Raw genomic sequence first — 24,279 nt, forward strand, 5'->3', positions numbered from 1 at the left:
ATGTTGGTCAATCTGTGTGATTACAAACAGAGCGTCACGCTCATTGCAAACAGCGGCGTCCAGTTTCTTGATTTTGGCTTAACGCCGCAAGAGTCGGCCCACTACGGACGTTTTGTGCGCAAAACGGCAAACGGCCCGCTACTGCGCCTCGATTTTGATCTGACCAGCGGGCGCTACACGTTGCCAGGACGTGCTGGCGGCCAACCCGAAGTCGTGAAACCGGAAAGCACTCAGACGCTGCACTATTCTCTGGATGTACTCGACGGAATCTGGCTCCCCCTGCCGTTCCTGCGTTTTAATCCGCCGCGTACCTTTATTGACGGGCCGGATAACTGGGCGCGCATTCAGGTACGTAAACTCAGCGAGCCAGATAGCGCCGGAAACACACACCGCATCACCCTCGCCTTCGACAGTCAGCTGGCAAAAAATATGCCTGCGGCGTTGGCGCCTTGCGAAAACGATCTGCTCAATGGCACACGTTTTGCGCTCGCCTGGCGCGATGAAGAAGTTGCCGATTTTCTTGACCAGACATGGATTGACGGCTGGCTGCGCGAGTCGTTTCTTCAGTATGCCTCACAGGTGGAAAACCGTTCGGAACAGGCCATTCAGCAAGCGCTGCGTAGTTTTGAGTATCAGGCGCACTGGTTGAATTTACTGACGCTGTTAGGCGAACAGCTTACGGTGCCGGAAGTGAAGTTTGTGACACATACGTTAAGCACGCCCGCAATCCCGGTCGATCTGATTCTGGATGTCGGCAATACGCATACCTGCGGCGTCTTGATCGAGGATCATGGCGATGCGAATGACGGGTTACGCCAGACGGCAGAGCTTCAGGTGCGTTCTTTAAGCGAGCCGCAGTATCTGAACGATCCTTTATTTACCAGCCGGGTAGAATTCTCGGAAGCACGCTTTGGCAAGCAACACTTTTCTGTCGAAAGCGGACGAGACGACGCCTTTGTCTGGCCTTCCATTGTGCGTGTGGGCGACGAGGCTCGCGCCCTTGCTATGCAGCGTGTGGGCACCGAAGGCAGCAGCGGTATCTCCAGCCCACGTCGCTACCTGTGGGATGAAACCCCCGCCTTGCAGGACTGGCGTTTTAGCCAGATCCACGGTAAAACGCAGCGCGAACCGCTTGCCACCGCGTTTCCGCTGATGAATCTGATGAACGATGACGGACAGCCGTTATTCCGCCTGCCGTATGAAGAAAGGCTACCGGTTTTTTCGCCGCAATACAGCCGTAGCACCTTGATGACGCATATGTTGTGCGAAATTCTGGCTCAGGCGCTGGGGCAAATTAACAGCGTCGCCACCCGGCTGCGGCTCGGCTTTCCCGCCTCGCCGCGCCAGCTACGCACCCTGATTTTAACGCTGCCTTCCGCCATGCCGAAACAGGAGCGAGAAATTTTCCGCCAGCGAATGTTTGAAGCGCTGGCGCTGGTCTGGAAAGCCATGGGCTGGCATCCGCAGGATGAGGATTTCACCACGCCTAAGCAGCGTGAAAAAAGCGTGGTGCCGGTACCAGAAATACAGATGGAATGGGACGAAGCAAGTTGCGGCCAACTGGTATGGCTTTATAACGAAGCCATTTCGCATTACGCCGGGCGTACCGAATCCTTTTTTAATGCGCTGGCCAGACCGGATCGCCAGCCTGAACCCGGCGTCGTCCCCGGGCGCGCGTTGCGCGTGGCATCGATTGATATCGGCGGCGGCACGACGGATATGGCGATCGTTCACTATCAGTTAGATGACGGCGTGGGGGCCAATGTAAAAATTACGCCTCATCTCCTGTTTCGCGAAGGTTTTAAAGTCGCCGGGGACGATCTGCTATTAGATATCATTCAGCGTTGCGTACTCCCTTCCCTGCAAACGGCGTTGCAACGGGCAGGCGTTACGGATGCCGCCGCCCTGCTGGCGACCTTATTTGGTGATTCGGGACGAATTGATACTCAGGCCATTTTGCGCCAGCAAACGGCGCTGCAATTATTTATGCCGCTGGGCCATGCGGTACTTTCCGCCTGGGAGCAAAGCGACATTAACGATCCGTTTGCCGGTTTACATGCGACATTTGGCGATCTGCTGATCCGCCGCCCAACAAGCAACGTGATGAACTATATCCAGCAGGCGATCGATCATGCCTTACCGTCTGGTTCGCCGACATTTGATATATTCAATGTGCCGTTGCAAATCCAGTTTAGCCAGCTTCAGGAGGCTCTGCTGGCCGGTCAGTTTACGCTGACAACGCCGCTTCATGCGGTTTGCGAAGCGATCTCCCACTATCACTGCGATATCTTGCTGGTGACGGGGAGACCGACCTGTTTACCCGGCGTACAGGCGCTCATCCGGCACTTACAACCGGTGCCGGTTAATCGCATTGTGTGGATGGATAAGTATCAGGTACATGAATGGTATCCCTTCAGTCAGCAAGGGCGTATCGGCAATCCAAAATCCACTGCTGCGGTGGGCGCGATGTTATGCAGCCTGGCGCTGGACTTACGTCTGCCGCGTTTCAATTTTAAAGCGGCTGATATCGGCGCGTATTCGACTGTACGTTATCTCGGCGTACTGGATAATACCGTTAATACCCTTCGCGATGAAAATATCTGGTATCACGAGATCGATTTGGATAAACCCGGCGCAACGCTGGACGCTCGCTTGCATTTTCCGCTACGCGGCAACGTGACGTTGGGCTTTCGTCAACTGGCGAACAGTCGCTGGCCGGCAACCCCACTCTATTGCCTGAGTATTAATTCCGCCGAACTGGCGAAAACCATCGCTGGCGACGGCGTACTGAATGTGCGACTGAAATTACGCGGCAGTAGCAAAGATAGCGCCCCGGAATCGTTCATATTAAGTGATGCCTGGCTCCAGGACGGGACGCCGGTCGCCGCCGATGCGCTGACATTAAAATTGAATACGCTGGCTGACCGTCGCCACAGCGGCAGCCACTACTGGATAGATAGCGGGAGTGTATACCTGAAATGACAAAACCGTTAAACGCCACCCAGGCTGTTATCGAGTGGGTTAACAACACGCGCCGTTACGCAACGCGGCTGGATGACGAAGCCGACGCTCTGCTGGCGCAACTTACGCTTGCCGCGGCGGATGAGTCAGCGCTCAACGCCGCCTGCGCGTCACATGGCTGCGTTGGTCTGTACGGGTATGCGCAATCCGCAAAAGCGCATCTGTTAACGACGCTATGCGGTAACGAGAATGGCAAGCTGGAAATTATCACGCCGGACCGTGACTATGATTATTTCAGCCACATCAATCCGGGTCATGCGCCAGCGAATATGGCAATTCGCTTTACGCGCGACATTTTTTCAAACGAGAACGGCTGGCCGTTGCGCCTGCGCTTGATCAGTGAAGCTGAACTGGTGCAGATCTTTATTGCCTGGACCAGCGCGTCCCCCATTTGTCGCCAGGTCGAAAAATCCATTATCACATCACGCCTGGAGAAATGGCAATCGCTTCGCCAACCGCAGCCCGTCCCCGGCGTTACCGCTGAAGAGGTAGCGACCATCGCGAGTTTCTGGCGCTCTTGCCTGCCGTCCGCCAGACAACATATTGATGATGCGACATGGCAACACTTTGCCTCGCTCTTGCCTGCGCTGGATCTCACGACACGGGCGCACGCCTGGGCATTACTGTGGGGAGAGCAACCGGAGATCACCCAGCAATGGCTGGCGCTGGCGCATATGTTGCAACAAACCGGCCATGCCGGGGAACTGGCGGCGCCGCTCAGCCTGCTGGTCGATCATTTTGGCTTACCGGCGGAAAACTTCCTGACGCAAATGGCGCTAACCGCCAGCGATACGCAAAGCGATGTGGTGGTGCATCCGGTTAAGGAAGGCAGACTGCTCAATGCGGTCAGCCTTTCGCTTGATTCTCTGGCGCTGCTTACCCGCGAACTGGTGCTAACCGTTGAAAACAGCGTACTGGATAACGTTGATTTACTGGATATTCCGGTCGCGCCAGACAGTCATCCTCATCCGTTATGGCGGGCGAAATTAGGCTGGATGCTGGCCCATTACCGTCAGCAGATACAGCCCGATGTTCTGGTGATTTGCAATGCTCTGGCATCTCGCTCGCAAACGTCCACCGCCGCCCGTCACTTACTGGAGTGGGTTAACGCCACGCAGCCGCAGCATGAATCAGCGTTACCCGGCGTCGTCTGGGCTATTACTCCACAGGATGCCCGTTTTGCCACCCAGCAAAATCTGGATGAAGCCGTCCAGCAGTTGATGGGTAAACCTGGCGTGCATTGGGGAACGTTGCAGGCGCTGGATAAACACAGTATGCAGCGTTTGGTGGAGTGGTTATCGCAGGCGACATCGGCACCACAGCGACAGGCGCGCTTACAGGCGTTACGCGCACAACTGCGAGGCCGCGTGCGCGATCTGTTACCGATGTTTGATGACGCGCGGCTACCGGTTGAAACCGTGATCCGGCGTCTTCAGGCCCAGGCCGCCAGACATGGCGACCTGCTGGCCGGGCTGTTACCGCCAGTACAGAATTTCGAAGCGTTGCTGCGCACCCGACAGTCGCGAGAAGAACAGGTCAGCGGTTTATTTAATGACGCGATCGATCTCTTTGCCGACGAACCAACGCGCGCTTCAGCGTCAGAAGGTCACGAAACAGGCTACCAGGCGCACAAAATGTGGATCAATCATCTGCGCCAGTGGGCCCACTGCCGGGATAATGCGCAGCGTCTGGGACTGGAACCGCAGATGCTCAACGCCGTGGCGGAGATTTTAATTACCGCCAGCTATCGCCTCGGTTTACCTCAGCAGTTACAGAAAACCATGCAGCGCGAGGAGGTGAGCGGCGCGCAGCTTCATGCCATCATTGGTAACTTCATCGCCTGGCTCGGCTACGCCAATATCGAGGAGGCCCAACGCCCGGCCAGCCGCGTTCAGAAAGGCGCAGCCATTTTCGCCGCAACACCGCGTTCGACAATGTTGCGTCTAACAAAGCTTGACGAACAGCCCGTTCACGCCGCCAGCCGCTATGTCTATGACTGGCTTGTTGCGCTGTATACCCTGGCCAATGAGAACGCAGGATATCGGCATCCGCAGGACGTTACCGACGTAGACAGAGCGCAATTAATTGCCCTGATAGCCTGACCTGGCGGAAAAACCATGCCCGGTAACCTGTATCGGGCTTGAGGTCAGAAAAGCGAAAACAGCAATGCGACGGGGAAACTTATCGGCCATGTCGCGCCAACCAAAAAGGCGCTCAGGAAACGAATTCGTTTTTTGTCATGAGTCAAAAACCAGGTGATCAGGAATGATATCACCGCCATGACGGCGTAAAAAATTAATATCTTTTGAAAGAGGGTCATATCAGGCATCCGCGCCAACCAGAGGAAAAAACGCGCGCAATATGCTCTTTTTATTTGACACACATCAAGGTTTATCAGCCTTAACAGCAAAACGTTCTCAATGCACGGCTCCGCTCACAGAATATCCTGTTTACGTATTATTGCGGATCTCGCCAACCCGTACTATACCCATAGGGGTTATGATGAAAGGTGGCGAAAATGAATGTTTCCAGTAAAACCGTCGTGCTGATTAATGTCTTTGCTGCTGCAGGACTTTTGGGTCTGATCTCGTTGAGATTCGGCTGGTTTGCTTGAGGTGTTCAACCTTTGAGTACTTGCTGCGCATGTTGGCGGGGAGGTCCCCCTCTCCGCCGACACCCGCCTATTTTTTCACGATTTTTCTGAACAGTAAATGATCCTTAATGCTTAACCATGATGTGGCGGACAAGGGTGTAGTCTTCCAGACCATACAATGACATATCTTTGCCGTATCCCGACTGTTTTTGCCCTCCATGCGGCATCTCGCTAACCAACATGAAATGGGTATTAATCCAGGTACAGCCATACTGCAATCTGGCGCTAAGCCGGTGCGCCCGCCCGACGTCCTGAGTCCAGACGGAGGATGCCAGACCATAGCGAGAATCGTTGGCCCACCTCAGAACCTGATCTTCATCATCAAAGACGGTTATACTGACCACCGGGCCGAAGACCTCGCGTTGAACGATGGCATCTTCCTGTCTGGCGTCTGCCAGCAACGTCGGAGCGAAATAGTAACCTTTACCTTCCGTTTGACTTCCGCCAGTAATCACTCGGATATGGCTGAGGGCCTTCGCCTCCTCTACTGCCGCTGTGACGCGCTTCAGGTGCGCCAGCGAACTTAACGGCCCCAGCTCTGTCGACTCATCCTCCGGCGCGCCCATTTTCAGGCTGCTCACCGCGTTCCCCAGCTTTTCGACCAGCGCATCATAGATACCGCGCTGCGCGTATATACGGCACGCCGCAGTACAATCCTGTCCGGCATTATAGAAACCGAAAGTCCGGACGCCCTGCGCCACCGCATCCAGATCGGCGTCATCAAAAACAATCACCGGGGCTTTACCACCGAGTTCCATATGCGTACGTTTTATCGCTGGCGCAGTATGGCGCAGAATATGCTCCCCGGTCGCGATAGAACCGGTTAAAGAGACCATGCGTACTTTTTCATGACCGGTCAATACATCGCCAACAGTCTGCCCTCGTCCGAACAGGACATTGAGCACCCCCGGCGGAAAGATATCCTTCGCCAGCGCGGCAAGTTTAAGCGCCGTCAGCGGCGTGATTTCAGAAGGCTTAATCACCACGCAGTTACCTGCCGCCAGCACTGGCGCCAGCTTCCAGGCCGCCATCATGAGCGGATAATTCCACGGCGCGATAGAGGCAACTACACCAATCGGATCCCGGCGGATCATCGACGTATGTCCTTCCAGATATTCGCCCGCCGCCAGCCCACTCAAACAACGGGCCGCGCCGGCAAAAAAGCGAAAAACATCCACGATTGCCGGAATTTCATCATTAATTACGCAGTGCAAAGGCTTACCGCAGTTTTGCGATTCAAGCCGGGCGAACTCAAGGGCGTTTTGCTCGATGCTGTCCGCCAGTTTTAACAGACATTCCGCCCGTGCTTTGGGTGTGGTCTGCCCCCATTCGGCAAACGCGCTATCGGCGGCCAGCACTGCGGCGTCAACCTGCGCGGGCGACGCTTCCGCAATCTCAAGTATGACCTCGCCTGTCGCCGGGTTATAAACAGACTGCCTTTCTCCCTCGCCGTCCACCAGCACGCCATTAATCAGTAATTGATATTGCATAGCATTTTCCCATATCGTCATTAATCGATTTCCGGCGAACGGGCCGCCGCTTTCCTAAAAATAGACGGCGCGCCAGATGCTCACCCGGCACACTCGGGAAATTTAGTCAGGTTGTGAGCTGACACGCATTCCACCTCACACAAGGCTTTTAGCGCTCAGCATCTCGCGAATCAGGCTGCCAAGCTGTTTTACGGCCTGTTCTTCCCGTTCTCCCCAATGCCATGCGGTGTTAAAACGAAAGAAACGCGTCCAGGCGCCGGACGTTGAAAACATTTTCCCCGGCGCGATACTGATAAGGTGTTCAAGCGCTTTGGCGCTAAGTTCACCGGCATCAAGCTGCTCAGGTAGCTCCAGCCAAAGAAAATAACCGCTATCGTTATGGTGAATTTTTACTTCCGCCGGGAGATGGCGCAAAAGGGTTTGCCAGGCTTGCTGTTTACGTTCGGCAAGCTGCCTTCGCAATCGGCGCAGATGCGCGTCATATCGACGTGTCGAGAGATAATCCACTAACGCCAATTGCATGGGGGAACTGGTGGATAATGTGCTCATTAACTGCAAACGCTGAATTTGTCTGGCATGGCTTCCTCCCGCAACCCAGCCAATGCGAAAACCGGGAACCAGACATTTGGAAAAAGACGAACAATGCAACACGGTATCGTCGCGATCCCATGCTTTGGCAGGCAGAGGTTTCTCGCGGCCAAAGTAGAGTTCGCTATAAACATCGTCTTCAATTAGCGTCACGTTATGGTGCGTGAGTAACGCGACCAGCCGCGCTTTTTTCTCAGCACTCAGCGTGAACCCTAATGGATTCTGACTGTTGGTCATTAACCAGCACGCTTTCACCGGATATTCCTGTAACGCCTGTTCCAGCGCCATAAGATCGATACCTTCTTTAACATCGGTAGGTATCGACAACGCTTTCAGGCGCAATCGCTCCAGGGCCTGTAGCGCACCGTAGAAACAGGGGTTCTCCACCACCACCCAGTCTCCCGGCGCCGTCACCGCCTGTAAACTAAGATTCAACGCTTCCAGCGCGCCGGCGGTAATGACAATCTCGTCAGGAGAAACGGTAATCCCCTGCTGCGCGTAACGGCGTGCTATCGCATAGCGCAATTCTGCATTACCTGGCGGCAAGTTTTCGATGACGCTCATTGCCGTCGCGGTTTTACTGACCTGCGCCAGAGAGCGGTTCAATTGCGGCAAGGGAAACAGACGCGGATCGGGAAACGCTGAGGCAAAGGGCACCACAGAGGTATCACGGCTCGCCTGCAGCATCTCAAAAATATAGGTATTGATATCTACGGCTTCATCCCGAATAACGTGCGCTGCCGTCGCGACTGACCGACAAACCGGATGCGGCGCGACATAATAACCAGATTGCGGACGGGCGATAATCCGTCCCTGACTTTCCAGCAACTGGTACGCATGACCGACAGTCATAAAACTCATGCCGCTACTGGCGACCTGCTCCCTCAGCGAGGGTAATCGATCGCCGGGTTGCCAAACGCCAGAGGCGATTTGTTCTCTAATTTGCTCCGCCAGACGTTGATATTTTTTCATTATTCGATCTCATTGAGCGCTGCTTGCAGGTGGCAACCGCAGTGTATATCAGTTGTTAAAATTAACAATGATTTGCTAACTGTTATGGTGCTTTCCAACAGGCGTAATGATTAGATTTCGCAACAAAACGCCGTTTCAGGGTCTCTGCTTAACGGGAAAGTCAAACCAGGTGTTCGGGTATGGTTCATGAGTAAGAGAGAAGTGCCACCATTCAGTATCCAGTGGCGTAAAACCCGCATCACGCATCAATGTTTGTAATAACAACCTATTTGCGCGTTGCTGAGCGGTAAGTATGACATTATCGGGATGGGATAACGGACTAAAACAGTCAAAGCCGGTACCAAAATCCAGACTATTATCTGGCGAGCGTTGCGCCGCGGACGCAGTACAATTCACCAGTGGTCGTCCGGGATCGTATATTGGTATTTTACTGTCAAGTGGAACAATCGTTAGATCAAGCGTACTTCCCCGACTGTGGCCGGATCTGGCGGCAAGATAACCTTCCTCAAACAGACGATTTTTCTCTACCTGCGGATAAAATTCGTTTTTCATTTGGTTTTGAGAAGGATCTTTGGCCCACGCGATAAAGTCGTTCACTGCGCTTTGCGGACGGTAGCAATCATATATTTTTAAGGTAAGTCCGAAGGGGCGTAAACGATCGGCGGCCTGCTTCACTGCGTTCGCGGCTGGTCGTGTTAACAGGCAAACAGGCGCGTTATAGCCTTTAATGGGGCGACCAATAAAGTTATGGGAACTGAAGTATCGCATGTCTACCTGTACGTCGGGGGCGACCGTAGTAATATCGACAAAGTCTTTTGGCTGGTGGAGATCAATATGGTTTTCAGCTGACATTGCCTGAACGGACAACAGGCTGAACAGGAGGAAAGAAGATACGCATTTTACCATATGTTACACCTCGCGAGAGTCACAGGGGTGATTATGTATTTGAGCAGGTAAAGATTAGCGGACACCGCTTAAACAGATGGTTAAAATAAACATCATTCCCCCTGTAATCTGTGCCTTATCACAAATGGAGAGTTTATATTTTGCTTATACGACCACTGCGCCTCCTGTTCTATACCCAAAATAATTCGAGTTGCGTAAAGGCGGCAAGGGAGTGAGTCTCAGGAGCACAGATAACGATGTGTTTTCACAAAGGCGAGTCTACCTGACCAGAAAGGTCATTTGATAATCAGTAGTACAGTTGTTGTCGCCTTCCATAACTAAATAACATTGTTTCGCCAAAGATAAGACCACTATATAGTCAGGAAGGCAATTAGTGAGGAACACGTCGATTGTCGGCGATAATGCACTGAAATTACGATTCACTGCAGTTGTGCAAACACATAGAATCCCCCTCGAACCGAGATAATTCGGTCTGCTGGTCATAGCCATTATTCAGTAAGACCGCAGGTTGCAGCGGCGGATCACGGGCGTGAAGAAAAATCCTGTGCCCCAAATTTTTTGGACAAGCGCTGAACCTGCCGTATACTTTTACTTAACGTACACTCCGCCATAAAAATAAACCCTGCGATGATACCGTAATGCCATAGGCATAACTTAAGGATATGCCATAAATCAAGCGAAGCATGATTTAACTTCTCAGTAATTGCGATAGTCTGTACAAATATTATGGGATGAAATAATAAGATGCCTAACAAAAATATCCCTGCCACGATCATGGCAAGTAACTGAAAAAAAGCCCATCCGATAACGAAACGGTAAAGTAACAGCAATAATAGCCGTCCACATTTCCTTAGCCATTCTGACTGCAAAATGCCCCAGGATGCTGTCTTTTCGTGAATTTCACCATCTGATTTCTTCATTTTGAGCCTCCTCGCAGGTTTTTATAATTTTATCGCCCAACTGGAAACAAAGCCGTCAGCTAATCGTTACAACAAATATAATTAAGACAAAAACTAAAGAGTAAGATATTTATATCATAAGCACTATCAGTATTGGCCTTCTGCCCTACCGCTAAACATCTCATTGTTGTTAGCCTAATAATACTTTTAGTTTAACTTCTTATAAGACAATTTCTACACGGTTGAGCAACTATTTACTTTCTCTAAAAATAATATAGTGCGTAATTAATCATTACTCATAGTACATGATGATGTGAGAATTAAGAAAACCGTTTTACTTTCATTCGTTTTATCTGACATATTTCATGGCCAGGAGGCGTGGGCATGACTAAAGCTACGGGTCGATTTGAACAATTGAACAATAATGTTGACGGTTCAGGACAAAGCAAAAATCAGGTGTTTCACCGATAGGCAAACCGATGGGCAACATGGGATAATATTTCGAATACCACCTATTCCAGTAATGAAGTATCATATAATCACTTGTGGTCTACATTATTCCAATTACTATCGGGAGAGGATTTTTAAAGAGTGAGATGTTTTCTCAAAGTGCTATCTCTCAACGCTCTTTCTTTACGTTACTATGGGAAAAGATTAAAGATTTTTTTTGTGACACGCAAAGATCCACTGCCGATCAATATATAAAGGAATTATGTGATGTTGCCTCTCCGCCTGACGCGCAACGTTTATTTGATTTATTTTGCAAGTTATATGAATTATCATCACCGTCATGCAGAGGAAATTTCCATTTTCAGCACTATAAAGATGCTGAGTGTCAGTATACAAATCTCTGTATTAAAGATGGCGAAGATATTCCGTTATGTATTATGATACGTCAGGATCACTACTATTATGAGATAATGAATAGAACAGTGCTCTGTGTTGATACTCAGTCTGCCCACCTGAAAAGATATTCTGATATTAATATAAAAGCTAGCACTTATGTTTGTGAACCGCTATGTTGCTTGTTCCCTGAGCGGTTACAACTCTCGCTATCCGGCGGTATAACATTTTCCGTTGACCTAAAAAATATAGAAGAGACGCTTATCGCCATGGCAGAAAAGGGTAATTTATGTGACTGGAAGGAACAGGAAAGAAAAGCCGCCATCTCCTCCAGGATTAATCTGGGCATCGCCCAGGCAGGTGTAACAGCTATTGACGACGCTATCAAAAACAAAATAGCCGCAAAGGTTATTGAGAATACTAACTTAAAGAATGCAGCGTTTGAACCAAATTATGCACAAAGCTCAGTTACTCAAATTGTTTATTCATGTTTGTTTAAGAATGAGATACTAATGAATATGCTGGAAGAAAGTTCCTCTCATGGCCTGCTATGTTTAAACGAGCTTACTGAATATGTAGCGCTACAAGTTCATAACAGCCTTTTTTCTGAAGATTTATCTTCACTCGTTGAAACAACAAAAAATGAGGCTCATCACCAGAGTTGATCACACCATAAATAGTATGGATTTACAATCCCCTGGCAATACCAAAACCATCTAATACAATAACTTTAAATATATACTCCCAGGGAATAATGGATTTACTATGGAACGAATTGGCTCGTTATTTTTATAATTGACATACTGAGTATAAGTATATTTTCTCATACAACTTATCGCACTTATTGACAAACCGTTTTCGCTAATTTGAAGTGTGGAATAATAACTCAAAGAAATTATTGGCATCATAGCCTCACGACGTAACTGGAAGGTGGCATGATGCTTACAAAAACGTTATCAGTAGTTTTACTGACCTGTGCGCTGTTTTCAGGCCAGTTACTGGCGAAACAGCAAGACCACGCATTCGTATGGTTTGCGACGGGAGGGCACCAGCTTAGACACGAAGCCGACAGCGATGAATTACGGGCGGCAGCGGAAGAATCCGCGGAAGGCTTGCGCGAGCACCACAACTGGCAGAAATCGCGCAAACCAGAGAGCTATTTTCGTTAATTAAACGCCCCTGCGCTTCGGCAGCGTTTTCATCAGCGCTTCAGGGCTCACTGAAGCGACAACGCTGCCGGGCTGGGGCATTTTTAAGATGTGGTTTTTAATTTTGCCAATGACATGCATTTCGCAAGGGCGGCAGTCGAATTTTAGCGTCAGTACCTCATCGCCATGCACCAACTGCATCGGCGTGGCTTTCCAGCTCTTAATATTTCCTTTCGCCTGCTTTGGACAAAGGTTGAACGCAAAACGCAGGCAGTGTTTGGTGATCATGACCGGTACCTCGCCCTTCTCCTGATGCGCCTCATAGGCCGCATCAATCAATTGTACGCCGTAACGGTGATAAAATTCCCGCGCTTTGTGGTTGTAGACATTAGCGAGAAAGCTGAGATGCGTTTGCGGATAGACGGGCGCAGGCTGCGCCACGGGTTTCCGACGACCTCGTTGATAATGGGCCAGCCGCGCCGCGTCAAGCATATCAATCGCCTCCCGACGGAACTGATTGAGCAGGCTATTTGGCACGAACAACGCCGCCGGTAATGTCACCTGCATATCACGCGCGTAGTAAAGCGTTTGTCCCAGCTTCGCCAGTCCGGCTGTTAGGTTATTCAACGCTTTTTCAGAGTTGTTGGCTTCCTCAAATACCCCGTCAAGCGTATGCGTGATGCAGACACCGTCTTCACTGGTCAGTGTCAGAATAAGCTGTTCCTGCCAGCCGCCCAGCATGATATCAACCGCCACACGGCGCTCACTGGAGGTTTTTGTCAGCGCTTGCTGCCAGTTATGATCCAGATTACGATTCAACGGATGATGCGGACGGACTTTATGCAGGTCGGCAGGCATATCATTTGGCCAAACGCGGTAGCGGTTATGACCGGTTTTCTCCACCGTATTGGCGCGAAAACCCACCACTTCACGCTTAATCAACACGTTCAGACCATCGCCATTCGCCAACGGCTCCGTAGCTTCTACGTCGAGATAATCCTTCGCCACATTCAGCACCTCGCCTACCGGCAAGCCAATAAATTTTGGTGAATCAAATGCGCCAATATCACCTTTACGCGCGTTAACAAAATAGTCGGTGCTGCCGCGATGGAAAGTTTTCTCCGTGGAGGGAACAAAAAAGTGTTCGGTCCGACCAACCGACGCACGCGCCAGATCGCCACGTTGCTCGATAATCGCGTCCAGCATCTGACGATAATGCGCGGTGATGTTTTTGACATAGCTCATGTCTTTATAGCGCCCTTCAATCTTGAAGGAACGTACGCCTGCATCGATCAACGCGCCGAGGTTAGCCGTTTGGTCGTTATCTTTCATCGATAGCAAATGTTTTTCGTAAGAGACCACCCGCCCCTGATCGTCTTTTAACGTATACGGTAAGCGACAGGCTTGCGAACAGTCGCCCCGATTCGCGCTGCGCCCGGTTTGCGCATGAGAGATATAACACTGCCCAGAATAAGCGACACACAGCGCGCCATGAATGAAGAACTCAATCGTGGCGTCAGTAGCCTGATGAATAGCCGCTATCTGACTCAAATTAAGCTCGCGCGCCAGTACAATCTGTGAAAAACCGACATCGGCAAGAAACTTCGCTTTTTCCACGCTGCGAATATCACACTGTGTACTGGCGTGAAGCTCAATCGGCGGGATATCCAGTTCCAGAATGCCCATATCCTGCACAATCAGCGCATCCACCCCGGTGTTGTACAAATCGGTGATTAACCGCTGCGCGGGCTCCAGCTCATCATCATGCAGAATAGTATTCAGCGTGACAAAAATCCTGGCGCCGTAACGGTGAGCAAACGGAACCAGATCGGCGATATCGCGCAGACTGTTACTGGCGTTATGACGTGCGCCAAAACCGGGTCCGCCGATGTAGACGGCATCTGCGCCATGCAAAATCGCTTCGCGAGCAATTGCGGCGTCACGGGCCGGACTTAACAATTCGAGATAGTGAGGTTGCTGGCGCATACAGTCGTTCTTATCCAATAGAAGCGAAATGGCGGCTATTGTAGTCAGAAGCGCAAACTAACGAAATAGTTTTCCCGCTTAATCACGTGGGTAATGGATCAGCGAGTGAAAATGAACCGTCTGGTCACTGCTGTTGCGATAGGTATGCGCCGTATCGCCGGCAAAACGCAAACCTTTACCGGCGTCTATGGTTTGCCATACCCCACCAGTACACATGTCCAGCCGACCCTGAATCACCACCACATGTTCGATAACGCCGGCTTTATGCGGCGTTGATTCGCTGACCGTGCCAGGCGCCAGCAATAGAGAAAAATAGTCAAAACAGAGTTCAGGGTCCCACGGAAACAGCGGTGTGATTACCATCGCTTGCTGCTGGGGATCGAAGGTTGGCGGAAATTCGGCCTGCGGCGGCGAAATAAACATTGAGAATGGAACGTTCAGGCCCGTCGCAATTTTCCACAGCGTTGCGACTGTCGGGCTGGATTCATTACGCTCTATCTGCCCCAACATGGCTTTTGAGACGCCGGAGATCTCCGCCAGACGCGATAAACTCCAGCCTCGCTGATGGCGTAACATTCTTAACGTGGTCGCCAGATAGTGTGTCAGGTTATCCATTTTCCCCCCCTGTAAGACCATAGCGTATCACTTGTACGCTATAACGCACAATGCTACATTGACTGACCGTTATAACGCACAAGAGGCGATCATGCGTCTGTTATCACTGCCGTTACCTACTGTATTATCTGGTCTGGTCGCCGTTCTGGTCGGCTATGCAAGTTCCGCCGCCATTATCTGGCAGGCGGCGCTTGCCGCTGGCGCAACACCCGCAGAGATCGCCGGCTGGATGACCGCCCTCGGTATAGCCATGGGCATAAGCACACTAACGTTAACCTTGTGGTATCGTGCGCCGGTTTTAACCGCCTGGTCAACGCCTGGCGCCGCTCTGTTGGTAACAGGGCTTCAGGGATTATCGTTGCCAGACGCCGTGGGCATATTCATTGTCGCCAATGCCCTGATTGTGCTGTGCGGCGTCACGGGATTGTTTGCGCGTTTGATGCGGATAATCCCCCATTCTCTTGCCGCCGCAATGCTGGCGGGAATACTGCTACGCTTCGGCCTGCAGGCGTTCGGGACGCTCAACGGAGAGTTTGTCATGTGCGGCGGTATGCTATTGGCGTGGCTACTCTTTAAAGTATTCGCGCCCCGCTATGCCGTTATTGCTGCCATGGTAATGGGAATAACGGTGGCGCTCATCCAGGGTAAGGTGGCGATGAGCGGTATTCATTTCGCGCCGGTGTGGCCCACCTTCGTTCCCCCCCACTTTTCATTCGCTCAAAGCCTGAGCGTCGCGGTACCGCTCTTCCTGGTGACGATGGCATCGCAAAACGCCCCCGGCGTCGCCACAATGAAGGCGTCTAGCTATCAGCTTCCTGTCTCTCCGTTAATGATTTTTACCGGGTTGCTGGCGCTGCTGCTTTCGCCATTTGGCGTTTATTCTATCTGCATTGCCGCCATTACAGCCGCCATTTGTCAAAGCCCGGACGCACACCCCGATCCAACGCGTCGCTGGTTAGCGGCCGCCGCCGCAGGCGTTTTTTATTTACTTGCCGGGTGGTTTGGCGGTTCGATAACCGCGCTGATGGTCGCCCTGCCGGTTAGCTGGGTGCAAATGCTGGCTGGTCTGGCACTGTTAAGTACGATTAGCGGTAGCCTGTATCAGGCGCTTACTCACGAAAGTGAGCGTGACGCGGCAGTTATCGCATTTCTCGTCACCGCCAGCGGGCTAACGCTGATGGGCATCGGATCGGCATTCTGGGGGTTGATCGCTGGCGGAATAGGCTACACAGTATTAACGAGAACGCGCCGCCCATCGTTGTCTGGCTGATGGTGGCCGCTAATCTGCCGGGGTTTGCGCCATCTTGCGATGGCGCCGCAGAATTATTTTTTGTTAACGTCAAACATAGAGGTATCCGTCGCCATATCATCCACGACCTGTTTCAACGTCTCAAACGCCATTGGCGTACTGGAATTGCTCAGGTCTTTACCTTCACCCTGACGTACTACCTTGACGACCGGCTTGTTGGTCGCGGCATCTATCAGCTCACCCTCAAAATAGAGGTGGGTATCCATGGTCCGGTGGCCTGTCGCCATTTGCGTGCCCGCCACAATCAGCGCTACAGGGATCACCTCATAGAATTGCAGCCCTTCTTTGCTGGTATCCACGCCCGTAATCGCCCCGCGGAAAATCAAACTGCGCGGCCCTGGCGTCGTGACCAGCGGTTTGCGCTGTTCAATTGCTGATTTTACTTTAGTGTTCGTATAAGCCAGCAGTTTATCAAGAACTTGCTGCCCGACCTGGGTCGTTGGTTTGGGGACGGGATAATATGTTATCGGATTGTAAACAATACTATCATAGTTAGAGTCATTGAAATGTGGATCTACCCAGCGCAACACCGGTTTCCCCGTGGCGGAGGTAGTTTCCTGCAGGTCCGAATAATTTTTTAAGAATCCAGAATACTTATCCGGCTGTGTGACTTTAGACGCACAGCCGGATAACGCCAGCAAGCCAGTAAGCACTGCAACTTTAAATAAAGTATGAGTACGCATGAAACGATCCCTTTAGTCTTCGCAATGATGCAAAGGAAATAATAGCAAAACGAAATCATTCTGGATGCACTAAAAATGGTAACGACAGCACAATTTGAACGCGGCGCCCGACAAAAAAATGCCGAACGCAGCGAGACTTACAGAACTTGCATCGCTCAGGCCGTTTTTCTCGCCAGCATCGTAGCAAAGCGCAGTTTGATACGGTTGCCGTTTTCGTCCGTGCGGTGAAGCTCGCCGACATCTTCGTTGTATTTCAGCATGTCCCATCCTTCGTAATAGCGGCGTAATTCGCCTTCTTTAAAAGCAAACGGGAATCCCACCGTACAGGGAAAGTCCGGCGTATCCATTGCCGCAACAATCAAATTATACCCGCCGGGTTTTGTGCAGCGTTGCATATTGGCAATTAAACCGGGAATGGTTTGCGCCTCAAGAAACATCATAACTACTGTCGAGAGAATAAAATCGTATTCGCCGTCAAAGGTCAATGTATTCAGATCGACAATGTCGGTTTGCAGATTATCCAGCCCTTCTGCCGCTTTAATACGCTCAAGGTTAGCCATACTGGCCGGATTTTTATCCCACGCGGTAACGTCATAACCGTTCGCGGCCAGATACAGACTATTACGGCCATTGCCACATCCCAAATCCAGCGTTCGGCCTGGCGCGACAACCTTTGCCGCCGCCAGCACATCCGAATGCGTGCGGGTTAAACCGTATTTCTCAGTAAAGTAATTTTCGTCACGAACGGTCATTTTTTTCCTCCGTTTTCAACAGTGCAGCGCGCTCAGTGCGAATAAGCAACGTCCCCTGCACCAGCAATAGAAATGTACGAACCAGCAATAAAGCGATAATAGCGTTAGTGAAAATAAACAGCGGGACGGCCAGAATATGGAAAAGCCCTGATTCACTACCGTGACCAAGATGTAACCCCGTGGTCGCCAGCGCGGAAACGCCGAACGAAAAACTCCAGAAGGAAGCATTAAACGGTTGTGATAAATACCAGGGCATTAATCGCAGCATAAATAAAAGCTGTAACAGACCGTAGCCGAATAGCATTTTCGCCAGCGTGTCGCCCTCCCCGCCATTGACGCTCAGCCAGGCGCTACAGGCGACCAGCGCGGGCGCCAGTTGGATACCCAGCGACGTACGCAGCACCGCCGGTAATTCGCCGCAGCTACGCAGTCGCTGCAAAATAACCGGCTCCAGACTTAACCACGAAAAGACGCCTGCGCCTAAAAACACCAGTCCTGCATCATTGTAACCGAGCGCTCCACAGGCCATGGCGCTGATAAAATTATTCGCTACCGTGGGCAGATAAAGTCCTGGGGTTGTCGCTTCTTCCGGATGCGCTCCGCGCCAAAGTCCGGCCGTCTGCCAGGCGGCATACGCCAGTTGTATAACAACCCCCACGCTGAATAGCGCAACGGCCAACGGGCGATACCAGGGGACGAAGCCGATCGCGACCAGCATCGTGGTGGCGGGAAACAGGCTGACAAAACTGCTCATTACCGGATGTCGCACTTCAGCCATCACGCTATGGGGAAAGCGCACCAGACGGCTAAGGAACGCCAGGGTCAAGAGTGCCCAAATAATCATCGCCAGGATCACCATGATGTCGCCGGGCCAGTGGCTTATTCCCCAAATCTGGCTGGCATAACGCCAGGCGAATCCCATACCGATAGTGCCAAGGACGATGCCAAAATAGCCCGCAGGCAGATTGAGCACGCGATCGCTCTGCTTGTGATTACGCATTTTGTTTAATTTATAAAGTATATTTGAAATGCATTTTATGGAATTTCTGGTTGTTTCGCCAGTACCTTTGCTACGGTTATCTTAATCGTTCACACGGAATTTCCCTATGACCAAATATCGACTGAGTGAAGAACCTCGTGCTTTTACTTATCAGGTAGACGGTGAGAAGAAAAGCGTCTTATTACGACAAGTTATTGCCGTAACGGATTTTAACGATGTTAAAGCCGGAACCTCCGGCGGCTGGGTTGATGCCGATAATGTGCTGTCACAACAGGGGGATTGCTGGATTTATGATGAAAACGCGATGGCCTTTGCGGGCACGGAAATTACGGGTAACGCGCGTATCACGCAGCCGTGCACGCTCTACAATAACGTGCGAATAGGCGATAACGTCTGGATTGATCGCGCTGATATCAGCGATGGCGCACGGATAAGTGACAACGTCACCATTCAGTCCTCTTCCGTGCGCGGAGAGTGTGCGATTTATGGCGATGCCCGCGTGTTAAACCAGTCAGAAATTCTCGCCGTTCAGGGACTAACGCATGAACATGCGCAGATTTTACAAATTTACGATCGCGCCACCGTGAACCATTCGCGGATTGTCCATCAGGTACAGCTTTATGGCGACGCCACTATCACTCACGCTTTTATTGAGCACCGGGCGGAGGTCTTTGATTTCGCGCTCATCGAAGGCAACAAAGACAATAATGTCTGGATCTGTGACTGCGCCAAAGTCTATGGCCATGCGCGGGTTATCGCCGGTACAGAGGAAGATGCTATCCCTACCCTTCGCTACAGCTCGCAGGTAGCGGAACATGCGTTAATCGAAGGCAACTGTGTGTTAAAACATCATGTGCTGGTAGGCGGACATGCTGAGGTACGCGGAGGCCCGATTTTACTGGACGACCGCGTGCTGATTGAAGGCCAGGCCTGTATACAGGGCGAAATTCTGATTGAGCACCAGGTCGAGATTAGCGGACGGGCGGCGGTGATAGCCTTTGACGGCAATACTATTCACCTGCGCGGCCCAAAAGTGATCAATGGCGAGGATCGTATTACGCGTACCCCCTTAGTCGGTTCCCTTTAATCCGCATCAATAATGCGGGCATACATATTAACGTCGTGATAGTCGCTGTTAAGATACTCCGCCTGCTTCATACAGCCTTCCAGCGTAAAATGGTTGCGCCGTGCGACTGCGTTACTGGCCTGATTATCAACGCGGCATTTAATGACGAAGCGCCGAATATCGCCGCGCCGGGCATAATGTGTCATCAGCGCCTGTAATGATTGCGACATTATCCCTTGTCCCTGGAGGGACTCATCCAGCCAGTAACCGATATAGGCGGCTTTGTTTACCGGTTCAATGACATTAAATGAGAGTACGCCCGCCATCTCATTCTGGCAGAAAATCAGGTACATTTTGGCGTAACCACGCTGGTGCAACAGCATATTACCCTGCACATGCTTACGCGTTTCCTCCTGCGACGTGACATATTGCGGCCAGTCGAGCGACTGTTGTAGCCACGCTTTGTTTTTGAGTACCAGTTGGTGCAGCGCCGGAACATGACTTTCATCTGCCGCTTGTAGTTCCAGCGTCGTGCTAACAGGAATAATTTCCACCATCGCGTTGCCCTTCTTCGTTGTTGGTCGTAATCACATAAATAGCCTGGTTTACCGATAACCCGCAGGTGATATGAGCGTTTTTATTGTATCGCCATCACATTATTTTTTATTGGCCATATTTAGCGTATTTCCGCGTGACACATTTCACACTTATCCAACCATTCTCCGCCTATAAAACGCTCAACGACTGATTGTTTTATCACCACGGAGACGCCAATGACCTTTTCTGTGCAGGAAACGCTTTTTTCTTTACTGCGGCTAAACGGGATTTCAGGACATGAAAGCAGTATTGCAAACGTTATGCAGCACGCGTTTGAACAGCAGGCCAAAGACGTCTGGCGGGATCGCTTAGGCAATGTCGTCGCCCGTTATGGCAGCGACAAATCCGACGCGCTTCGCCTGATGATTTTTGCGCATATGGATGAAGTCGGTTTTATGGTACGCAAGATCGAACCCTCCGGCTTTTTACGTTTTGAACGCGTGGGCGGCCCGGCGCAAATTACTATGCCCGGTTCGGTCGTGACGCTTGCCGGACGTTCAGGCGATATCATGGGCTGTATCGGTATTAAAGCATATCACTTCGCGAAGGGTGACGAGCGCACCCAGCCTCCCGCGCTCGATAAACTCTGGATTGATATCGGCGCAAAAGATAAAGCGGATGCCGAACGAATGGGTATTCAGGTGGGGACGCCAGTAACCCTTTACAACCCGCCGCACTGTCTGGGCAACGACCTGGTGTGCAGTAAGGCGCTGGATGACAGGCTGGGGTGTACGGCGCTACTGGGCGTCGCCGAGGCCCTCGCCTCCACACCGCTTGATATCGCGGTATTCCTGGTCGCGTCGGTACAGGAAGAGTTCAATATTCGCGGTATTATTCCCGTTTTACGACGCGTGCGCCCCGACCTGGCGATTGGTATTGATATCACCCCCTCCTGCGACACGCCTGACCTGCAGGATTACTCAGATGTGCGGGTCAACCACGGCGTCGGCATCACCTGTCTGAACTATCACGGACGCGGTACGTTGGCGGGACTGATTACGCCGCCGCGTTTGCTGCGGATGCTGGAGACCACCGCGCACGAAAATAATATTCCCGTACAGCGTGAAGTCGCGCCAGGCGTCATCACCGAAACCGGCTACATTCAGGTTGAACTGGACGGTATTCCCTGCGCCAGTCTTTCTATTCCCTGCCGCTATACCCACTCGCCAGCCGAAGTCGCCAGCCTGCGCGACTTGGCTGATTGTATCCGTTTACTGACTGCGCTGGCCAACATGTCGCCAGAACAGTTTCCCATTGAGCCTGAAACAGGCGCTACACAAGAGGCACGACCATGATGAAAAAGATCCTTGTGGCATGTGGTACCGGCATGTCGACATCAACCATGATTGCACAAAAACTGCAGGACTTTCTTGCGGAGCAAGGCATTGCGGCAACCACGGCGCAATGTTGTCTGAATGAGATCCCGTTGAACTGTAACGGTATGGATCTCATCGTAACGTCCATGCGTACGCACAGTGACTATGGCATCCCGACGCTCAACGGCGCCGCCCTGCTGACAGGCATCAACGACGACGCATTAAAACAAGAAATCAAGGCGCTGTTAACACAATAAAGGGGGCATTATGTTTGATTACATCCTGTCTCTCGGCGGCACCGTTTTTGTGCCCATCATTATGATTATCATCGGCTTAATCTTTCGTATTCCCTGGCTGCAGGCAGTGAAAGCCGGGGTGACGGTCGGCATCGGTTTTGTCGGCATGGGGTTGGTGATCGTCATGGCGATCGACAGTCTCAGTCCGCCGATTAAAGTGATGATTGAGCGTTTTGGCCTGACGCTGCATGTGTTTGACGTCGGCGCCGGACCCGCATCCGGCGTCGGCTATGCGACGGCCATCGGCGCGATGATCATTCCCGTTATCTTTCTGCTCAACGTCGGTATGCTGGTGACTCGTCTGACCAAAACCATGAACGTTGATATTTATAACTACTGGCACTACGCCATTACCGGAACGGTCGTCCAGTTGATGACCGGCAGTCTGATTTATGGCGTACTGGGCGCGATTTGCCACGCCGCCTTGTCGTTGAAAATGGCCGACTGGACGGCGAAACGGGTACAGAACATTGTGGGTCTGGAAGGGATTTCTATTCCGCAAGGGTATGGCTCCAGCTCCGTGCCGTTGTTCGTATTGCTGGATGCGATATACGAAAAAATACCGTTTATGAAAGGACGCAATATTGACGCTCAGGAGATCCAAAAACGGTATGGGATGGTCGGCGACCCGGTGATCATTGGCGTTGTTCTCGGGCTGATCTTCGGACTTGCCGCAGGCGAAGGCTTTAAAGGGTGCGCAACCTTAATGATTACCGTGGCGGCGATTATGGTGCTGTTTCCGCGCATGATTCGCCTTATCGTTGAGGGATTAATGCCCATTTCCGACGGCGCGCGTAAGTTCTTCCAGAAACACTTTAAAGGGCGCGAAGTCTTTATCGGTCTGGATACCGCAGTGACGTTAGGCCACCCGACCACCATCGCGGTTGGACTGCTGTTAATTCCCATCATGTTAATTCTGGCGAGCATACTGCCGGGCAATAAAGTCCTGCCGCTGGCTGATTTACCGGTTGCGCCGTTTTTTATCTGCATGGCCACGGTTATTCATCGCGGCGATCTGATTCGTACTCTGCTCAGCGGCATCATTGTCATGATTACCGTTTTGCTGATCGCCACCCAGTTCGCGCCGTACTTTACCGATATGGCGCTCAAAGGCGGCTTTAGCTTCGCCGCTGAAAACGCGCAAATTACCGCGCTGTCGGTGGGAAATATGTTTGGCTGGTCAATATCTGAATTGATGTCGCTGGGCATGATTGGTGTGGTTATTGTGGTCGGCATTGTCGCCAGCATCATACTTGTCTTACGTAAACGTGAACTACCGGAATAAGGAGCAACCCAGAATGAGTTGGCTAAAAGAGGTAATAGGAACAGAAAAAGCCGTTATCGCCATGTGCCATTTACGGGCGCTGCCGGGCGATCCCGGGTTCGATACTAGGAAAGGCATGAACTGGGTAATTGACCGCGCCCATGACGATTTAATGGCGCTACAAAATGGCGGCGTGGATGCGGTGATGTTCTCCAACGAATTTAGTCTGCCTTATTTAACGAAAGTCAGACCGGAAACGACCGCCGCGATGGCAAGAATCATCGGTCAGTTAATGAGTGAAATTCGCGTACCGTTTGGGGTAAACGTGTTGTGGGACCCTGTGGCCTCGTTTGATTTGGCAATGGCGACCGACGCAAAATTTATTCGCGAAATTTTCACCGGCGCTTACGCCAGCGATTTTGGCGTCTGGGATACGAATGTCGGCGAAACCATTCGCCATCAGCATCGCATCGGCGCAGGCCACGTGAAAACGCTGTTTAACATCGTGCCGGAAGCGGCGGTGTATCTGGGAAACCGCGATGTCTGTTCAATTGCGAAATCGACCGTATTTAACAATAACCCCGATGCCCTGTGCGTCTCAGGCCTGACGGCGGGTGCCCGCACGGATAGCGCCATACTGAAGCGGGTAAAAGAGACCGTTCCCGACACGGTCGTGCTGGCGAATACCGGGGTGTGTCTGGAAAACGTTGAGGAGCAGCTCTGCATTGCCGACGGATGCGTAACGGCAACCACGTTTAAAAAAGACGGCGTCTTCGCCAACTTTGTCGACCAGGCGCGCGTGGCGAAGTTTATGGAGAAAGTACGCCATATCCGACAATAAAATGGGGATAAGCAAAACGCTTATCCCCTGCAGA

The 24,279-nt window shown here is 51.6% G+C and carries 23 protein-coding genes; 11 read left to right on the forward strand and 12 right to left on the reverse strand.

The window, feature by feature from the left end; translation table 11 throughout:
• Together ACLJRS_RS03985 and srfC are read left to right on the forward strand one after the other, a co-directional pair.
• Entirely contained in the window at positions 1-2,982 is a 2,982-nt protein-coding gene (locus ACLJRS_RS03985; RefSeq protein WP_000960832.1) for a virulence factor SrfB, read from the forward strand.
• The gene (gene srfC / locus ACLJRS_RS03990) at positions 2,979-5,123 is read left to right on the forward strand and encodes a virulence-associated effector SrfC (protein WP_000165619.1); all 2,145 of its coding nucleotides are present in this window, start codon (positions 2,979-2,981) and stop codon (positions 5,121-5,123) included. Before ACLJRS_RS03985 ends, srfC begins: the two co-directional genes overlap by 4 nt.
• A 44-nt stretch (positions 5,124-5,167) precedes the next feature.
• Here the strand turns inward: srfC and ACLJRS_RS03995 are convergent, their stop codons facing one another.
• On the reverse strand, positions 5,168-5,341 hold the full coding sequence (locus ACLJRS_RS03995; protein ID WP_001522647.1) for a GhoT/OrtT family toxin: 174 nt from the start codon (positions 5,339-5,341) through the stop codon (positions 5,168-5,170).
• A gap of 198 nt (positions 5,342-5,539) precedes the next feature.
• Between ACLJRS_RS03995 and yncL the strand changes: the two genes are divergently transcribed.
• Complete coding sequence (gene yncL / locus ACLJRS_RS04000; protein WP_001103198.1) at positions 5,540-5,635, forward strand: stress response membrane protein YncL; 96 nt, start codon at positions 5,540-5,542, stop codon at positions 5,633-5,635.
• A gap of 104 nt (positions 5,636-5,739) precedes the next feature.
• On the opposite strand, the gene patD is transcribed toward yncL, so the two are convergent.
• The 5 genes from patD to ACLJRS_RS04025 form a co-directional block, all read right to left on the reverse strand.
• A complete protein-coding gene (patD, locus tag ACLJRS_RS04005) occupies positions 5,740-7,185 on the reverse strand; it encodes an aminobutyraldehyde dehydrogenase (RefSeq protein WP_410957752.1) in 1,446 nt (481 codons plus the stop codon).
• Positions 7,186-7,299: 114 nt separating this feature from the next.
• Positions 7,300-8,724: a GntR family transcriptional regulator YdcR gene (gene ycdR / locus ACLJRS_RS04010; protein WP_000760692.1), complete on the reverse strand. Its 1,425-nt coding sequence runs from the start codon at positions 8,722-8,724 to the stop codon at positions 7,300-7,302.
• A gap of 135 nt (positions 8,725-8,859) precedes the next feature.
• Positions 8,860-9,630 (reverse strand): M15 family metallopeptidase, encoded by a 771-nt coding sequence (locus ACLJRS_RS04015; protein WP_410957753.1) that lies wholly within the window; start codon positions 9,628-9,630, stop codon positions 8,860-8,862.
• 258 nt (positions 9,631-9,888) lie between these two features.
• Positions 9,889-10,119, reverse strand: a complete 231-nt coding sequence (locus ACLJRS_RS04020; RefSeq protein ID WP_001597849.1) for a hypothetical protein — start codon at positions 10,117-10,119, stop codon at positions 9,889-9,891.
• 32 nt (positions 10,120-10,151) lie between these two features.
• Positions 10,152-10,550, reverse strand: a complete 399-nt coding sequence (locus tag ACLJRS_RS04025; protein WP_000747895.1) for a hypothetical protein — start codon at positions 10,548-10,550, stop codon at positions 10,152-10,154.
• A gap of 536 nt (positions 10,551-11,086) precedes the next feature.
• Here ACLJRS_RS04025 and sifB point away from each other — a divergent pair.
• The gene (gene sifB, locus ACLJRS_RS04030) at positions 11,087-12,037 is read left to right on the forward strand and encodes an SPI-2 type III secretion system effector SifB (RefSeq protein ID WP_001122926.1); all 951 of its coding nucleotides are present in this window, start codon (positions 11,087-11,089) and stop codon (positions 12,035-12,037) included.
• Between the two features lie 273 nt (positions 12,038-12,310).
• A complete protein-coding gene (locus ACLJRS_RS04035; RefSeq protein WP_000956438.1) occupies positions 12,311-12,541 on the forward strand; it encodes a DUF2554 family protein in 231 nt (76 codons plus the stop codon).
• Here the strand turns inward: ACLJRS_RS04035 and ACLJRS_RS04040 are convergent, their stop codons facing one another.
• Both ACLJRS_RS04040 and ACLJRS_RS04045 read right to left on the reverse strand, forming a co-directional pair.
• Complete coding sequence (locus tag ACLJRS_RS04040; protein WP_001249758.1) at positions 12,542-14,506, reverse strand: peptidase U32 family protein; 1,965 nt, start codon at positions 14,504-14,506, stop codon at positions 12,542-12,544.
• A 78-nt stretch (positions 14,507-14,584) separates the two neighbouring features.
• Positions 14,585-15,121, reverse strand: a complete 537-nt coding sequence (locus ACLJRS_RS04045) for a helix-turn-helix domain-containing protein (protein ID WP_000369537.1) — start codon at positions 15,119-15,121, stop codon at positions 14,585-14,587.
• 91 nt (positions 15,122-15,212) lie between these two features.
• On the opposite strand from ACLJRS_RS04045, the gene ACLJRS_RS04050 reads away from it, so the two are divergent.
• Positions 15,213-16,391, forward strand: coding sequence for a benzoate/H(+) symporter BenE family transporter (locus ACLJRS_RS04050; RefSeq protein ID WP_001238506.1), 1,179 nt, complete (start codon positions 15,213-15,215; stop codon positions 16,389-16,391).
• Positions 16,392-16,444: 53 nt separating this feature from the next.
• Here ACLJRS_RS04050 and ACLJRS_RS04055 read toward each other — a convergent pair whose 3' ends face one another.
• From ACLJRS_RS04055 to tehA, 3 genes are all read right to left on the reverse strand, one after another.
• Complete coding sequence (locus ACLJRS_RS04055) at positions 16,445-17,113, reverse strand: DUF3313 domain-containing protein (RefSeq protein WP_001259025.1); 669 nt, start codon at positions 17,111-17,113, stop codon at positions 16,445-16,447.
• A 155-nt stretch (positions 17,114-17,268) separates the two neighbouring features.
• The gene (tehB, locus tag ACLJRS_RS04060; RefSeq protein WP_000218276.1) at positions 17,269-17,865 is read right to left on the reverse strand and encodes a tellurite resistance methyltransferase TehB; all 597 of its coding nucleotides are present in this window, start codon (positions 17,863-17,865) and stop codon (positions 17,269-17,271) included.
• On the reverse strand, positions 17,852-18,865 hold the full coding sequence (tehA, locus tag ACLJRS_RS04065) for a dicarboxylate transporter/tellurite-resistance protein TehA (RefSeq protein ID WP_001244002.1): 1,014 nt from the start codon (positions 18,863-18,865) through the stop codon (positions 17,852-17,854). The genes tehB and tehA overlap by 14 nt, the downstream gene beginning before the upstream one ends.
• Positions 18,866-18,971: 106 nt before the next feature.
• On the opposite strand from tehA, the gene ydcK reads away from it, so the two are divergent.
• The gene (gene ydcK / locus ACLJRS_RS04070; RefSeq protein ID WP_000170586.1) at positions 18,972-19,952 is read left to right on the forward strand and encodes a YdcK family protein; all 981 of its coding nucleotides are present in this window, start codon (positions 18,972-18,974) and stop codon (positions 19,950-19,952) included.
• Here ydcK and rimL read toward each other — a convergent pair.
• The gene (gene rimL / locus ACLJRS_RS04075) at positions 19,949-20,488 is read right to left on the reverse strand and encodes a 50S ribosomal protein L7/L12-serine acetyltransferase (protein WP_410957754.1); all 540 of its coding nucleotides are present in this window, start codon (positions 20,486-20,488) and stop codon (positions 19,949-19,951) included. The genes ydcK and rimL overlap by 4 nt on opposite strands.
• Before the next feature lie 216 nt (positions 20,489-20,704).
• Here rimL and ACLJRS_RS04080 point away from each other — a divergent pair, with 216 nt between their 5' ends.
• From ACLJRS_RS04080 to sgcQ, 4 genes are read left to right on the forward strand one after another with little or no spacing between them, the layout of a single operon-like run.
• Positions 20,705-21,823: a M42 family metallopeptidase gene (locus tag ACLJRS_RS04080; protein WP_000144626.1), complete on the forward strand. Its 1,119-nt coding sequence runs from the start codon at positions 20,705-20,707 to the stop codon at positions 21,821-21,823.
• Positions 21,820-22,101 (forward strand): PTS sugar transporter subunit IIB SgcB, encoded by a 282-nt coding sequence (sgcB, locus tag ACLJRS_RS04085; RefSeq protein WP_000976132.1) that lies wholly within the window; start codon positions 21,820-21,822, stop codon positions 22,099-22,101. The genes ACLJRS_RS04080 and sgcB overlap by 4 nt, the downstream gene beginning before the upstream one ends.
• Before the next feature lie 10 nt (positions 22,102-22,111).
• Entirely contained in the window at positions 22,112-23,425 is a 1,314-nt protein-coding gene (gene sgcC, locus ACLJRS_RS04090) for a PTS sugar transporter subunit IIC SgcC (protein WP_000460835.1), read from the forward strand.
• Positions 23,426-23,438: 13 nt separating this feature from the next.
• On the forward strand, positions 23,439-24,245 hold the full coding sequence (sgcQ, locus tag ACLJRS_RS04095) for a BtpA family protein SgcQ (protein WP_000118615.1): 807 nt from the start codon (positions 23,439-23,441) through the stop codon (positions 24,243-24,245).
• The last annotated feature ends 34 nt before the right edge of the window (positions 24,246-24,279 follow it).

Origin of the sequence: Salmonella sp. SAL00670 (assembly GCF_046552235.1) — a bacterium.
In the GTDB taxonomy this organism is placed as follows: Bacteria; Pseudomonadota; Gammaproteobacteria; order Enterobacterales; family Enterobacteriaceae; genus Salmonella; species Salmonella enterica.